Origin of the sequence: Halobellus sp. EA9, from assembly GCF_051195055.1 — an archaeon.
Lineage (GTDB): Archaea > Halobacteriota > Halobacteria > Halobacteriales > Haloferacaceae > Haloquadratum > Haloquadratum rubicundus.
Window position 1 is genome coordinate 1 of the sequence record NZ_JBNTJW010000023.1, and the last position, 16,023, is coordinate 16,023.

Sequence of the window (16,023 nt, forward strand, 5' to 3'; positions counted from 1 at the left end):
GCACCGACGCTTTCGAGACCGACAATTCTTCTGCGAGTTCCGTTACCCCGGCCTCCCGCCCGCCGGCGAGTGCGCTCACGATCCGAGCCGTAGTGTGCGTTGCGCCGACTGGATACCCGGTCACGAATCCGTCTCAGTTCCGGAACTACTTAAGTACTGTTCAGCGATAAAAAACAAAACGAGCAAATTTATGATGGATGTGAATGTTGTTCGGGCAGCAGAATTTGCGATAGCGGCCGGGTAGAGCGCCTCAAACAACCGTACTTGACTTCGATCTCCTTTCACTTCTGTTCACTATCAGCAAACAATTCTATTATGAACACATACTTCCACCTATGTAAAAATAGCTTTAGAAGCCTCCTAGCGGTGTTTCACAGATCGATATACCAAACATTTAAGTGCATAATTTACTATGTGTGATTTGAGACTCAGTATGACAAATAATGACAGAAGATCGGTCGGTCGTCGTAACGTCCTCAAGGGTGCTGGCCTCGCGGGCCTCGCGGGTCTGGCGGGCTGTGTCGGCACGGGTGATCCCTCGTCCGACTCGACGGCGACGCAGGCGAGCGGCGGCAGCACGGACGCGGGCGGATCGACGGCGACGAGCACCCAGGCAGCGATGGCGCAGTCGGCCGAGGTGTGGGGCTGGGACGTCGCTGCGAAGGCCCTGAACCTCCTCGATGAGCCCTACGAGGAAGCCAACGGCGGCGACGTCTCGATCAACCAGATCGGGCGCTCCGACCTGAAAGACAAGTTCAAATCGACGCTGCTTTCGGGCTCTGGCGCCCCGGCGGCCTCGATGATGGAGAGCGTCGACGCCGCCTCGTGGGTCGACACGGGCGGCCTGCGCGACATCTCCGGTTGGCTCGAGGAGGCGGGCATCAAGGGCGACTTCGTCTCCGGGAAGTGGGGGCCGCTGGAGAAAGACGGCGGCACCTACGCGCTCCCGTGGGACATCGGCCCGGTCGGGACGTTCTACCGCCGCGATGTGATGAACGAGTACGGCATCGATGTCGAGAGCGTCGAGACGTGGGACCAGTACATCGAGGAGGGCAAGAAGCTCCCGGACGACCAGTACCTGCTCAACCTCCCGTCAAACGACTACGACGGCCTTTGGCGGATGATGTTCCGGCAGATCGGCGGCCAACCGTTCACGCAGAACGGCGCGGTCAACATCGCCTCCGACAAGAGCCTGCAGGTCGCCCGCATCCTCAAGCGCATCCGCGACTCGGGCGTCGCCAACGACCTCGCCTCGTGGTCGTCGGCGTGGTTCACGGCGTTCGGCAAGGGGACGACCGCGAGCCTGACCGCCGGTGCGTGGATGGAGGGCACGCTGAAGGCCGAACTCGGCGACACGTCGGGGAAGTGGGGAGTCTTCAAGCCGCCGGCGGTCGAATCCGGTGGCTCTCGTGCGACCAACTGGGGCGGCTCGAACCTCACGATCCCCGCGCAGGTCTCAGACGAGAAGGCCAAGCGCGCGTGGGACTATATGGTCTACGCCCTCGGTCGTGAGGAGAGTCAACTCACGATGTACCGCGAGTACGGCCTCTTCCCAGCGCTCGAGACGACCTACGACTCCGGCGCCTACGACGAGCCGCACGCGTTCCTCGACGGACAGCCTGCAGGTCGTCTATTCGCGGAAATCGCGCCGAAGATCAAACCGTACCGCTACACGATCGACACGCCCGAAGTCACCAAGGCGATCAACACGCACTTCCGAGATATGATGACCGACAAGAAGACGCCCAAAGAGGCCGTCGACGCCGCGGCATCACAGGTGGCTGACCGAACTGGTCGCGACCTCGCCTGAGGACGACTGATGGCCACTCGCGAGTCCCTCCCGGGGACGGAGCCGTCGTTACGCGACCGCTTGCGGTTCGCCCGCCAGTCGGTCGGTGAGCGACTGCCAACGCCGGGTGAGGGAATCGTCGGGTACCTGTTCTTGCTCCCGGCGTTTCTCCTCTTCGGCATATTCCTCGCGTTCCCGATCGTATACACGTTCTACCTCTCGTTCTTCCGTTTCGAGGGGGTCGGCAACACTACGCTCCTGTGGATCGACACCGGCTTTTTCAGCTATCGGTTGACGAGCATCGCGGACCTCCAGTTCGTCGGTCTGGAGAACTACATCGCGATGTTCTCGGACACATTGTTCCACCAGGCGCTATTCAATACGACGTTCATCCTCGTCGTCCAGGTGCCGCTGATGGTGGCGCTCGCGCTGCTGTTCGCCGTCGCGCTAGACGCCTCGTTCGTCCGACTCCGCGGGGTCTTCCGAACCGTGCTCGCGCTGCCGGTCTCGGCCAACCTCGTCGCGTACTCGACGGTGTTCCTCCTGATGATGCAGGATGCGGGACTCATCAACTACGTCCTGACGTCGATCGGCCTCCCGGCGATCCCGTGGCTGACCAGTTCGTTCTGGTCGCGAATGACGATCGTCGGCGCAGTCACGTGGCGCTGGACCGGCTACAATATGATCATCCTGCTCGCGGGGCTGCAGAACATCCCCCAGCAACTCTACGAGGCCGCCGAGATCGACGGTGCGACCCGGATCCAGAAGTTCCGGTACGTCACCGTCCCGCAACTGCGCCCCGTCCTGCTGTTCGTCTTCGTGACGTCGACGATCGGGACGTTCAAACTGTTCAGCGAACCGGTCATCATCAACGGCGGGGGCGCGCCGCTGGACTCGACGATCACCATCGTCCAGTACATCTACCAGACGGCGTTCATCGACTTCCGCCTCGGGTACGCCAGCGCGCTCACGTACGTCCTCATCGGCGTGGTGAGCGCTCTCTCGGCGATCCAGCTCAACGTCGGGGGTGAGAGCGATGCGTGAAGAGACTCGTCGCGAGGCGGTCTGGCAGTTCCTCACGTACGCATTCATCCTCCTCGGCGCGGTCCTGACGCTCGTGCCGCTGTACTGGATCTTCGTCGCGTCGACGCTCAAGGAGTCGCAGTTCCTCTCGTCGACGTCGCCGCGGCTCGTCCCGGGCGATAGCTTCTTCGCGAACTTCCAGTCGTTGCAGGCGCGCGAGAACGTTCAGTTCGTGGGCCACGTCGGCGAGATGACGCACTATATCGACCTCGGGCCGTTCTACGTCGCCTACGACTTCTGGAACCTCTGGAATATGGGCGCGATCGAGAGCAGTATCTTCGTCGCGGGCGTCTACACGCTGTTGTCGCTCTTGCTCTGTTCGATGGCCGGCTTCGCCTTCGCGAAGTACGAGTTCCGGTTCAAGAAGCCGATCTTCTACGCCATCCTAGCGACGCTGATCCTCCCGATTCAGCTGCTGGTCATCCCGCTGTTCCTGCTGATGAGCCAGCTCGGGCTGACGAACAACTACTGGGCGATCATCCTCCCGTGGGCGGCGAACCCGCTCGGGATCTTCCTGATGCGCCAGAATATGCGCTCGATCCCCGATGCCCTCCTGGAGTCGGCGCGGATGGACGGCGCGACCGAGTTTCAGCTGTTCTACAAGATCGCGCTGCCGACGATGAAGTCGTCGCTGGCGGCCCTATCGATCATCCTTTTCTTGTTCCAGTGGAACCTCTTTTTGTTCCCGCTGGTCATCCTCAATCAGGGCAAGTACACGATCCCGGTCGCGATCAATCAGCTCGTCGGCGCCCAGCGCGTCTACTACGACCAGATTATGGTCGCTGCAACGCTTTCGATCATCCCGATCTTCGTGCTGTTCCTGTTCCTGCAGAAACAGTTCGTCAGCGGGATCCTCGCAGGATCTGTCAAGGAGTAAACTATGTCAGGCATCATATTAGATACGGTACGGAAGGAGTTCGGTTCCGGCGAGGAGGCCGTCCTCGCGGTCGAGGACGTCGACCTAGAGGTCGAAGACGGAGAGTTCCTCGTCCTCGTGGGGCCGTCCGGTTGCGGCAAGACCACCACACTGCGCTGCATCGCCGGGCTCGAAGACGTCACGAGCGGTCGGATTCTGTTCGGCGACCGCGACGTCACCGAGTTCCGGGCTCGCGAGCGCGACGTGGCGATGGTCTTCCAGAACTACGCGCTCTACCCGCATATGGACGTCCGAGACAACCTCGGCTTCGGGCTGAAACTGTCGACGCAGCAGTCGGCGGCCGAGATCGACCAGCAGGTCGAAGACGTCGCCGCGATGCTCGGTATCGAGGACTTGCTGGACGACAAGCCGAAAGAACTCTCCGGCGGCCAGCAGCAGCGCGTCGCGCTCGGCCGCGCAATCGTCCGCGACCCGGCGGCGTTCCTGATGGACGAACCGCTCTCGAACCTCGATGCGAAGCTCCGTTCGCAGATGCGGACGGAACTGCAGACGCTACAGCACGACCTCGACGTGACGACGGTGTACGTGACGCACGATCAGACCGAAGCGATGGCGATGGGCGATCGGATCGCCGTGATGAACCACGGCCGACTCCAGCAGGTCGGGACCGCCGAAGAGGTCTATCGGTCCCCGGTCAACGAGTTCGTCGCCGACTTCATCGGCTCGCCGAGCATCAACGTCTTCGACGCCACTGTCGACGGCTCGCGCCTCGACGGCCCGGGCGGGTTCACATATCACCTTTCGGACGCCTCGCCCGTCGAGGGCCTCGATACGGTCCGCGTCGGCATCCGTCCAGAGGACATCACTCTCGTCGACGACGGCATCCCGATGGTCGCGAACGTTCTGGAACCGATGGGCAACGAGAACTTCCTCTACACCACGCTCGGCGATCACGAGATCACGGCCCGCATCGACCCCACGAAGCGGCCGCAACCCGACGAGACGGTGGAGTTCGCTTTCGAGGAATCGGCGCTGTATCTGTTCGATCCCGACACCGGCGATGCCTTGAAGACGAAAGACGACGGCGAGATTCCCGACCGGGGAGCCGACACGGACGCTCGGCCGAGTGAGATCGACGAGGCGTTCGGGGAAGCGGTCGAATGACCCGCATCGTCGACTACGACCTCTATCAGGTCCCGCCGCGGTGGCTCTTCCTCCGCCTTGAGACCAGCGACGGCCGCGTCGGCTGGGGCGAACCCGTGGTCGAGGGCCGCGCGCGAACGGTCGAGACCGCCGTCGAGGAACTCCTCGACACCTACCTCCTCGGTGAGGATCCTGCACAGATCGAGGACCACTGGCAAACGATGTACCGCGGCGGGTTCTACCGCGGCGGGCCGGTCCTGATGTCCGCGATCGCGGGCATCGACCAGGCGCTGTGGGACCTCAAGGGCAAGGAGTTCGGTGCGCCCGTCTACGACTTGCTCGGCGGCCGCGCCCGCAACCGCGTACGCGTCTACCAGTGGGTCGGCGGCGACCGGCCCGAAGGCGTCGCCCAGGCCGCCCAGGAGAAGGTCGACGAGGGATTCAGCGCGCTCAAGATGAACGCGACGGCGGAACTCCGCCGGATCGACACCCCCAGCGCGATCGCCGCCGCGCGCGAACGGATCGCCACCGTCCGCGAGACCGTCGGCCCTGAGGTCGACATCGGCGTCGACTTCCACGGTCGCGTCTCGAAGTCGATGGCCAAGCGACTCGCGAAGGCGCTGGAGCCGTACGATCCGATGTTCATCGAGGAGCCGGTACTGCCCGAACACAACGACTGCCTCCCGGAAATCGCCGAGCACACGACGACGCCGATCGCGACTGGCGAGCGGATGTACTCGCGCTGGGACTTCAAGGAGGTCTTCGAGGACGGTGCGGTCGACGTGATCCAGCCGGATCTCTCACACGCCGGCGGGATCACCGAGGTGAAGAAGATCGTCGGGATGGCCGAAGCCTACGACGTGGCGATGGCACCGCACTGCCCGCTCGGACCGATCGCGCTCGCGGCCTGCGTGCAGGTTGACGCCTGCTCGCCGAACGTGCTCATCCAAGAGCAGAGCCTCGACATCCACTACAACGAGCAGAGCGACGTCCTCGATTACCTCGCGGACCCCTCGGTGTTCGAGTACCGCGACGGCTACGTCGAACTGCCGACCGATCCCGGCCTCGGGATCGAGATCGACGAGCGGCGCGTCCGCGACCTCGCCGACGAGGTCGACTGGCACAATCCCGTCTGGCGGCACGAGGACGGCAGCGTCGCGGAGTGGTGACGGTGGCGATGGAGCGATTCACCGACCGCGTCGCCGTCGTCACCGGGTCGACCCGCGGCATCGGCGCGGGCGTCGCGAAGCGACTCGCCAGCGAGGGCGCGAAGGTTGTCGTCACGGGCCGCACCCGCGAGGCCGGCGAGGCGACCGTCGGAGAAATCGAGGCCGACGGCGGCGAGGCGGCGTTCGTCCGCGCTGATATGCGCGACCCCGACGACATCGCCGCGCTGTTCGACGCGACCGTCGACATCTACGGCGGCATCGACGTGCTCGTGAACAACGCCGGCGTCGAGACGAACACCGGCGTCACGGAGGCGACGCGCGAGGACTGGGAGCTCGTCGTCGAGACGGACTTCCAATCGTTCTGGCTCTGTGCAAAGGAGGCTGCCGCGCGGATGGACGAGGGAGCGATCGTCAACACCTCCTCGAATCACGCGTTCCTGACGATGCCCGGGATGTTCCCGTACAACGCCGTGAAGGCGGGTATCAACGGGATGACGCGCGCGATGGCGCTCGATCTCGGCCCGCGCATCCGGGTCAACACCGTCAACCCCGGTTGGGTCGCCATCGACCGGACGCTCGTAGAGATGGACGACGCCGACCGCCGCGAGATCGAGTCGATCCACCCCGTGGGTCGAATCGGCACGCCCGAAGACGTCGCAGCCGCGGTGGCGTTCCTCGCGAGCGAGGAGGCCGGCTTCGTCACCGGTGCGAACCTCCTGGTCGACGGCGGTCGCACGGCCGTGATGCAGGACAGTACGTTACCTGATTACCGCGCCCGCCGGGAGGCACAGGAGTGACGCGGGCCGATATCGGACACACCGCGGCCGCGTACGATCCCGACACCGGCCGGTTCACGATCGAAGCCGGTGCCGATGCCGCGGACGCGGATGCACCCTCGAAAACGCTCTTTTCGGGGTCCCTCGGGCTCCACCTCGCCGACGGCGAGGACGCCCACAGCGACGACGGCTGCGGCGACGACGAAAACCACGACGGACTCGTCGTCGACGTGTCGGTCGAAGCCGCGGATCGAGACCATAGCGATGACGGCGGCGATGCTATCGATCTGACCGTCGCGGTCGAGAACCGCACGACCGAGCCCGTTCGCCTCGACGCCATCGAGGTGCTCGACGGGACCGTTCCGTTCGGATCCGCCGACCGCGTTTTTGTCCACGGGTATCAGTCGTGGTCGCCGACGGCGACGCTCCGGGTCGACGAGCGGTTCCCCGAGGAGACGCCACAGAGCCGCCCACAGATGGTCGATCTCACCGCGCCGGACGACGCGCTGACGAGCCACGCCGTCACGGCACTGACCGGCGATCCGGGGACGCTGACGCTCGGCTTCCTCGATCACGACGCGTCGCTGGCGCGGTTCGACCTTCGCGCCGATCGCGACGCGGATCAGACCGGACTCACGGCGCTCTGCCCGCTCGACGGGATCGCGATCGGCCCCGGTGAGCGACGCGAGAGTGCGACGCTCCGGATCGACGCGGGTCAGTCGCTCTCGGCGGGGCTCGAATCGCTCGCGGCCGACGTCGGCGAGCGGATGGACGCGCGCGTTCCCGAGTCGGTCCCCACCGGCTGGTGCTCGTGGTACCACTACTTCACCGACGTGACTGCAGCCGACGTCCGGACGAACGTCGCGGACCTCGACGAGTGGGACGTCGACCTCGACGTCGTCCAACTCGACGACGGCTACGAGACCGCCTTCGGCGACTGGCGGACGCTCGCCGACGGCTTCGAGTCGATGCGCGATCTGCGCGACGACGTCGCGGCCGCGGGCTACGAACCCGGACTGTGGCTCGCACCGTTCTACGTCCAGGCCGACTCACGACTGGCACGCGAACATCCCGAGTGGCTGCTGACCGACGAGGGTGACCCCGTCGACGCCGGCGCGCGCCACGGTCCGATGTACGCGCTGGATGCGACACACCCCGAGGTGACCGCCTGGCTCCGCGAGACCTTCGCGACCGTCGTCGAAGAGTGGGGCTTCGAGTACCTCAAACTCGACTTCCTTTACGCCGCGGCCCTGCCAGGCGACAGGCACGGCGACGTGACGCAAGCCGAAGCCTATCGGCACGGGCTGGAGACGATTCGCGAGGCCGTCGGCGACGCCTTCATCCTCGGCTGCGGGGCACCCGGCTTCCCCAGCGTCGGCCTCGTTGACGCGATGCGGGTCGGGCCGGACACCGCGCCCTACTGGCGGCGCGAGGGCGACAGCGCGAGCCAGCCCGCCCACGAGAACGCCGTCCGCAACGTTCTCAATCGGCAGTTCTGTCATCGCCGGCTGTGGGTGAACGATCCCGACTGCCAGCTCGTGCGCGAAACTACGGAGCTCACCGTTCCCGAGCAGGAGTCCTTCGCCGCGCTCGTCGCACTCACCGGCGGGTCGAACTTCCTCAGCGACGCCGTCGCGGAGATCGACGGTGCAGGCCAGCGGCTGTTCGAGCGCACGCTCCCACCAGTCGAGGACGGCCGCGTCCACGGCGTCGGAGACGGTGAGTTCCCCGACCGCGTCGTCTGTGAGCGCCCCGCTGACGGGGCCGTCGCCGTCGCGGCGTTCAACTGGAGCGACGAGCCGCGTCGGGTCCGCGTCGATCCGTCCGGCTACGTCAGTCCCGGTGACTCACAGGACCCGGACTGGTCGGTGTTCGCCTGGACGGCGCTCGGACCGGCCGACTCACCGAACGGGATCGCCCGCGGGCCAGTCGAGCGCGAGGTCGCCCCGCACGGCTGCCTGCTCGTCCACTGTGCGGCCGCCCCACCCGATCCTCGCCCGACGCTCGTCGGCGCGGATCACCTCGCGAACGCCGGATCGCAAGTGGCCGACGTCACTTGGGTCGACGGCACGCTGTCGGTGCGGATCGACGCCGACACGCCGATGGAGTTGGTCGTTGCTGTGCCGGTGCCCTGGCGACTGCGCGAGTCTGCCCGGAGCGACTCCAATAGTGAGCGCACCAGCGCCGGCACCGGCGACGGCGTCGGTGCCATCACACTCACCGCCGCACCGGGCACGAACGAGTTCGAATTCGAGACACGACAATGACTGACGACACAGACGGAGACTCCGAGGAGCACAGCGACGAGGCCGACCGCCCGACACCCGCACTCACTGCGTCGGACGCGTCGGCGACGGCGACACCCCGCATCGGCGTCTGTTACTTCCCGGAGCACTGGCCGCGCGAGCGCTGGGAGACGGACGTCGAACAGATGGCCGAGGCCGGCATCGAAGTCGTGCGGATGGCCGAGTTCTCGTGGAGTCGGATCGAACCCGAACGCGGCGCGTTCGACTTCGAGTGGCTCGACACCGCCGTCTCGCTGCTCGGCGACGCCGGCATCGATGTCGTCCTCTGTACGCCGACGGCGACGCCGCCGAAGTGGCTGATCGACGAGTATCCCGAGATCCTGCAGGAAGAGCCCGACGGGACGACCCGCGAGTTCGGCAGTCGCCGTCACTACTGCTTCAACTCGCCGGTGTATCGCGAGGAGAGCAAACGGATCGCTCGGCGGATCGCCGAGCACTATGCGGACGTCGACGCGGTGGTCGGCTGGCAGACGGACAACGAGTACGGCTGTCACCACACCGTCCGCTGCTACTGCGACGACTGCGCCGCGGCGTTCCGCGAGTGGTGTCGCGACCGCTACGAGAGCGTTGACGACCTCAACGAGACGTGGGGCACGACCTTCTGGAGCCAGCAGTACGGCTCCTTCGCGGAACTCCACCCGCCGCGACATACCGCGGCCGAACACCACCCCTCGCGACTGCTCGACTACGCGCGCTTCGCCAACGCGAGCGTCGTCGACTACAACGAGATGCAGGCGGACATCCTCCGTGAAGCGAACGACGAGTGGTTCGTGACGCACAACTTTATGGGTCACTTCGACACCCTCGACGCCTTCAGCGTCTCTGAATCGCTTGATTTCGCCACCTGGGACTCCTACCCGACTGGCTTCGCACAGGACCGAAACACCGAGTCGGTCACCGAGGATCGCCTCCGCGCGGGCGACCCCGACCAGGTAAGTCTCAACCACGACCTCTACCGCGGCTCAGCCGGCTTCTGGGTGATGGAACAACAGCCCGGCGACGTCAACTGGCCGCCGCGCTGCCCGCAACCCGGCGAGGGCGCGATGCGTCTGTGGGCCCACCAGGCGGTCGCCCACGGCGCGAACGTCGTCTCGTACTTTCGGTGGCGTCGCTGTCGGCAAGGCCAAGAGCAGTATCACGCCGGCCTGCGAAAACACGACGGCTCGCCCGATCGGGGCTACGAGGACGCCACCCGCGCAGTCACGGAGTTCGAGTCGCTCGGCGACCTCAACGGTGTCGACGCGCCCGTGGCACTCACGTTCTCCTACGACGACCTGTGGGCGCTCGCCGAGCAACCCCACGCCCTCGACTTCGACTACTGGGGGCTCGTCGGCGCGTTCTACCGCGCCCTCCGAGCGCGAGGCGCACAGGTCGACGTCGTCGAGCCCGCGACTGACCTCGACGGTTACGAGGCCGTCGTCGCCCCGACGCTCCACCTCGCGGACGAGTCGCTTGCGGCCCGACTCGAATCGTACGCCGACGACGGCGGGCACCTGCTTCTGGGGCCGCGATCGGGGTACAAATTGCCGGGCAATCGGCTCCAGTCCGACCTCGCACCCGGTCCGCTCGCCTCGCTCGTCGGCGGCTACGTCGACCAACACGAGAGTCTCCCCGAGTCGGTCGACACCACGCTAATCTATCGCGGCGACGCGTACGACTACCGGACGTGGGCCGAGTGGCTCCGCCCGGAGACCGCGGATGCGGTCGGTGAGTACACCCCTGGAACGGCCGGTGGGCGTCCAGCCGTACTCGACCATATCGTCGGCGACGGCTCGGTCACCTACTGCGGCGTCTGGCCCGAGTCGGAGCTGGCGGACGCGCTCGTCACCGACCTCCTCGACCGCGGCGGCGTCGCTTACAGCGACCGGCTCTCGGAGACTGTCCGCGTCGCCGAGCGCGACGGCCACACGTGGGTGCTCAACTTCGGCGGCGACCCCATCGAGGTGGACGCCCCCAGCGGTGCCGAATGGCAGGTCGGAGACGCGTCGATTCCCGGCTACGGCGTCGGCGTTGTCGACGTTGCGGTGACTGACCTGTCCGTCCAGTAGCGGCTGCGTATGGGCCTCGTCGGGTGCCCGACCCTCTCGTTTTCAGCGCCGGAGAACGACCACTCGCCTTGTGCCTCCGTATCGCTGAGATACGATAATCAGTATGTAGCGACGGACCTACCTTCGCGGCGCGGCCGCCGCCGGCGTGCTCGGCACAGCGAGTTGTCTCGGATTGGGGGACTCGAATTCCGACGTCGCGCTAAAGATGTCTGGCAGACTGCCCGGCCACTTGTCTGGCCGGTCGTTGGCGGCAGCCGGGCTGTAGCGCCCAGAATTCGGCCTCTTACGCACTCGGACCAATCAGCACAACGTGCTCTGTGGCACGGAGCGATTCTCGGTCTCTTGCGCCCCATACTTGTTTCACGCTCGCTGGGAATAGCAGAATTTCCATCGAATTAGTGCATACGAACGCTATCTCACATTCACTCCCGAATCATCCATATTCTGTCAAGAATTGTCTGCTGAATAGAGCGGGTGAGTTCAGCAGACCAACTGCGATACATTCGACTCACATCGGATACTGCACGATTGTGTGCCGAGCGCGTCCTCTCTCCCGGCCTATTCGATATGGGGGTTCGCCCTTGCATAGTATCAACAGGTATTCTGTCTCGGAGGAATTTCCTCTGAACGATGCAGCGCCGAACCATCCTCGGACTGGCGATCAGCGCCGGGGCGGTCGGCGTGCTCGGGGCCACAGCTATAGTAGCGTTTGCAAGTCTTACTCACTCGATCGCACGACGGCGGGCGATCGGATGAGCAATCAGTTGCAAACGCTACTATAGGGTCGCCGACGAGCCCTCCCTTCCACCGGCCACCTACGCACAGGAGCCGGTAGCTTCGACGGATGAACGAAACAGTCTCGTCGTGGCCACCGACACGACGACGGCGGGGAGCGAAACGTACGGGACCGTTCGACAGTTCGCGTCGGTTCTCGACCTCGAATCGACCGGCCACTACGCCCTCGTTACCAAGTCTGCTACTGAGTTCGGGGTACCAAGCGGACGGTCTTCAGACAGCTCCGAACGCTAAGTGTCTCACCTGCACGCAACGATTGATAGTGATTGCCCTCACTGTTTACCGCCGAACGCCGTTACCGGGGGTGGCGTTCGGCGGTAAGAGACGAGAGTAATCACTATGAGTGAGGCAGGTTCGGTGACCGACTCGCGTGCTATATGCGATGCACCCGAATTGAAATTGGTGACTGAAGACCATCTCTGATAATTTGGAAGATAGTTATTTATCTCCATCTATCCTTGTTAATGCATGGCACAGGCTTCGTACGGAAAAGCGGATTTCGGCCAGGGCGGTCTGAATACGCAACTCGACGTCGATTCACTTCTTAAAGAGATCGACCTCGATCGGGCCGAAATCGACTGGCGCAAGGACTTCATCGACTTTGACCAGGACGACGTTCGTCGCTTGCAACGGTACGAAGACGCCTTCCGGGCAAACGCCGACCAGGTCGCGGAGGACTTTTACGAGAACCTCACCGACTACGACCAAACTGTTGAGGTCATAGGGCGGTCAGAGAAAACCGTCGAGCAACTCAAGCGCACGCAGTCCGCCTACCTCGTAACGCTCGCTACCGGCGACTACGGACAGGACTACTTCCGTGATCGGGCCCGCATCGGCAAAATCCACGACCTCTTGAACATGCCGATGAAACACTATCTCGGCCAGTACGGCGTTTACTTCGACCTCATCCTTCCGATCGTTGGTGATCGTCTCACCGAGGCGCTTACCGACCGGCTCACCGGAACCGAAACCGACGGCGGAGCGGTTCCCGACCAAGCAGGACATACTGACGAGACATCCGCCGCAAGCAGTGAGAACCCCGCCACTGGCTCGTCCGCGAACACGATTGGGACTATCATCGCAGAAGAGGTCAACGACACGATTCAGGACCTGCTCGCAATCCTTCGTATCATCAATCTCGATATGCAGGTCGTCACGGACACGTACATCCACTCCTACAGTCAGCAACTGGAAGAACAGATCGACCGGAACGAGCGGCTGATGGCAGACGTCCAAGAGGATATCCGGAATCCGGTCGAGGATCTGAAAATGACCTCTGAAGATGTCGCTGGCAGTGCGTCGGAAATCTCTGACACGGCCGAGGCACAGGCCGAGCAGATGGACGAAATCGCCTCCGAGGTATCGAATCTCTCGGCGACCGTCGAAGAGGTCGCATCGACCGCCGATCAGGTAGAAGCCACGAGCAACCAGGCCGAGGAACTCGCCCAAGACGGCCAAGCGGCCGCGGAGGACGCCACTGCGGTGATGACCGATATCGGCGATGCTGCCGAGACGGCCCGCGACGATATGCGCCAATTACAAGATGGCATCCAAGAGATCGACGAGTTTGCCGACGCTATCAACGACATCGCCGAACAGACGAACATCCTCGCGTTGAATGCACAGATCGAAGCGGCCCGTGCCGGCGAGGCTGGCTCGGGCTTTGCCGTCGTGGCAGAGGAAGTCAAGAGCCTGGCCGAAGAGTCCCAAGACTCCGCCAACAGTGTCGAACAGCACATTGCAACCGTTGTGAACGACACTGATGAGACAGTCGAAAGTCTCACCGAGATGACCGACCAGGTCGAACGAGGCATCGATCGGGTACAGGATGCGATGGCTAACCTAACTGACATCGCCGAGGCCGTCTCGGAAACCGCCGACGGCATCAGCGAAGTATCGAACGCGACCGACGACCAGGCGGCGAGCAGCGAAGAAATCGCCGCAATGGTTGACGAGATCGTCGAACAGGCGGAGCGCGTGGCCGGAGAGGTTGACGAGGTTGCTGCGGCAAATCAAGAGCAGGCGGCGATGGTCAACGAAGTCGAAGACACGGTCGCCAAGCTGACAGAGAGCCAAACAGCAACTGACGGTGGCCAGGCACTGTACACGAGCGAGGCGTCACCGGACGACGTGTCGCTCCCAGAAGACTTACCCGACGGGATGCCCGATTTCGTCGTCGAACAGCTCTCTGACGATCAACTCCGAAAAATCGCCCGTGGCGAACTCGACCCCACAGACGTGATGTGATTGTATGAAGGTCAGAGGTCACTTGTGTGTACCACTCAACCAGCGGTTTGTCTTATGACAAGGTGTTTTACTGACGGGATCGACCCTTTTGATGTGGCGACATCGAACAATACCCTTCAGACACGATCACCCTCAGTGCTCTGATGAATTGGAGGAGTTCCTCGGTAACCGTCCCGAAGTCCGGCGATGATATGGAGCGGTCGCTGTCACTGTTGGGTTCTTGACGGCCATCATACCGATCGGTATCCGGGTCAGTGGCTCATTCAGTGGTCCCGGTAGAAACATGAAAGCCCTCGGCTTCACGCTGCTTTTGCTGCTGGTCAGTGGAATAGTCGCGCTGATCCTCCTGATCGTCGCAGGCTATCGCGGCGCGGGTCTTTTCGTCTGTGTGGCGATTCCCACGTGTTTGATCCCCAGGTCCGACATCGCCAACTGGACGTCCGCAGACACGCTCCGGTGGACCCTCTAGCAGTGGAATGGCTCTCTACTCGGTGTACTGCTCGAACTCCCCGTCGGGGTAACTGGATATCTGGTCGGTACTGGCATCCGCCAACTTCGTGAGTCGCTCCTGATTACCCAATTTGGACTGACCGATTCGAGTGCCGAACAATAGCCGGTGAGTCACCGCTGAATTCGCACTGTGTGTTCAGCAGGCCGTTACGAATATCACCGCAATCTGGTAGAATCTACAGCGGTACGTTGGCATACAATCTCTCACGGCTGATTCGGCGGTGAGACCGTGAAAGAAACACCGTGGCAACCCTTCTATGACACTCTGTTTCCAAGATAGGTGAGATGCCGATACACCTCCACCGCGACATCCCCAACGACGCCTGCGTCAAACAAGTCACGGTCAAGCAGGAGAAATCGGGCGAGTGGTACGCCATCTTCGGCATCGAAACGGAAGGAAGATGACGCGCCCGAAAAACCCGCGTTGGACGAGATTGACCGTGAAGATATGGTCGGCATCGACGTAGGCATCATCAAGTACGCCCACGACACCGACAGCACGATGGTCGGCAGTCTTGAGCTCGAATCCGAGTACGAGCGGCTCAAACGCGAGCAGCGAGCGTTGAGCCGCAAACAGGAAGGCTCACAGAACTGGCACGAGCAACGCCGCCGTATGGCCCGCATCCACGCCCGCATCGTACGGAAGCGTCGAGACTTCCTGCACAAGTTGTCGGCGTACTACGCTCGGGAGTACGACCTCGTAGCGGTGGAAGACCTCGACGTTCACGGGATGATGCAACTGCCGTCGAACAGTCGGAACCGAGCGTCGGCGTCGTGGCGGACGTTCATCGACTTCCTCGAATACAAGTGCGACCGAGAGGGCACACATTTCGTGAAAGTCGAACCTGAAGGCACGACCCAGGAGTGTGCCGAGTGCGGTGTCGAGATTGAGAAGGAGTTGTGGGTGCGCGAGCATTCCTGCCCGACCTGTGGGTTCGAGACTGACCGTGACGAGAACGCCGCGTACAACGTGCTTCAACGTGGTCTTCGGGAGCTAGGTTTGTGACACGCCGAAGTGACGCCTGCGGAGACTGCACTCCCTACGTCCACGACTAGTCGGTCGTCCAACGTCGTGGATGCAAAGTGCGTCGTTGAAACAGGAAGCCCCACCCTCAAGGAGCGAACGGCAGTAGCCGTGAGCGAGTAGGGTGAAGTAGTTCACTCTTGGTGTAGCGTTACCGGTCAGTTGATTCAGCTCGCTGATACGTATTGAGCCGACCGCTACGATCGACGATGATCTGTCCTTCCTCTTCGAGCTTCCGGAGTTTGTTGTAGATCTG

At 63.3% G+C, this 16,023-nt stretch carries 9 protein-coding genes and 1 pseudogene; all 10 read left to right on the forward strand.

Annotated features, from left to right (window positions below; all coding sequences use genetic code 11):
- Positions 1–433 precede the first annotated feature (433 nt).
- Positions 434–1,810: an ABC transporter substrate-binding protein gene (locus ACQUQ0_RS16920; RefSeq protein WP_435186868.1), complete on the forward strand. Its 1,377-nt coding sequence runs from the start codon at positions 434–436 to the stop codon at positions 1,808–1,810.
- A 9-nt stretch (positions 1,811–1,819) separates the two neighbouring features.
- Positions 1,820–2,833: a carbohydrate ABC transporter permease gene (locus tag ACQUQ0_RS16925; RefSeq protein WP_435186869.1), complete on the forward strand. Its 1,014-nt coding sequence runs from the start codon at positions 1,820–1,822 to the stop codon at positions 2,831–2,833.
- Positions 2,826–3,749, forward strand: coding sequence for a carbohydrate ABC transporter permease (locus tag ACQUQ0_RS16930; protein WP_435186871.1), 924 nt, complete (start codon positions 2,826–2,828; stop codon positions 3,747–3,749). The genes ACQUQ0_RS16925 and ACQUQ0_RS16930 overlap by 8 nt, the downstream gene beginning before the upstream one ends.
- A 3-nt stretch (positions 3,750–3,752) precedes the next feature.
- Entirely contained in the window at positions 3,753–4,913 is a 1,161-nt protein-coding gene (locus tag ACQUQ0_RS16935) for an ABC transporter ATP-binding protein (RefSeq protein WP_435186872.1), read from the forward strand.
- Positions 4,910–6,061 (forward strand): galactonate dehydratase, encoded by a 1,152-nt coding sequence (dgoD, locus tag ACQUQ0_RS16940; RefSeq protein WP_435186874.1) that lies wholly within the window; start codon positions 4,910–4,912, stop codon positions 6,059–6,061. Before ACQUQ0_RS16935 ends, dgoD begins: the two co-directional genes overlap by 4 nt.
- Positions 6,062–6,069: 8 nt before the next feature.
- Positions 6,070–6,858 carry an SDR family NAD(P)-dependent oxidoreductase gene (locus ACQUQ0_RS16945; RefSeq protein ID WP_435186880.1) on the forward strand — a complete coding sequence of 263 codons (789 nt, stop codon included), beginning with the start codon at positions 6,070–6,072 and terminating at the stop codon, positions 6,856–6,858.
- Entirely contained in the window at positions 6,855–9,104 is a 2,250-nt protein-coding gene (locus ACQUQ0_RS16950; RefSeq protein WP_435186875.1) for a glycoside hydrolase family 36 protein, read from the forward strand. The genes ACQUQ0_RS16945 and ACQUQ0_RS16950 overlap by 4 nt, the downstream gene beginning before the upstream one ends.
- Positions 9,101–11,191, forward strand: a complete 2,091-nt coding sequence (locus tag ACQUQ0_RS16955) for a beta-galactosidase (protein ID WP_435186877.1) — start codon at positions 9,101–9,103, stop codon at positions 11,189–11,191. The genes ACQUQ0_RS16950 and ACQUQ0_RS16955 overlap by 4 nt, the downstream gene beginning before the upstream one ends.
- Positions 11,192–12,454: 1,263 nt before the next feature.
- Positions 12,455–14,233, forward strand: a complete 1,779-nt coding sequence (locus ACQUQ0_RS16960; RefSeq protein ID WP_435186878.1) for a globin-coupled sensor protein — start codon at positions 12,455–12,457, stop codon at positions 14,231–14,233.
- A gap of 774 nt (positions 14,234–15,007) precedes the next feature.
- Positions 15,008–15,890 (forward strand): annotated as a pseudogene (locus ACQUQ0_RS16965) (RNA-guided endonuclease InsQ/TnpB family protein); the annotation flags it as partial.
- Positions 15,891–16,023 lie beyond the last annotated feature (133 nt).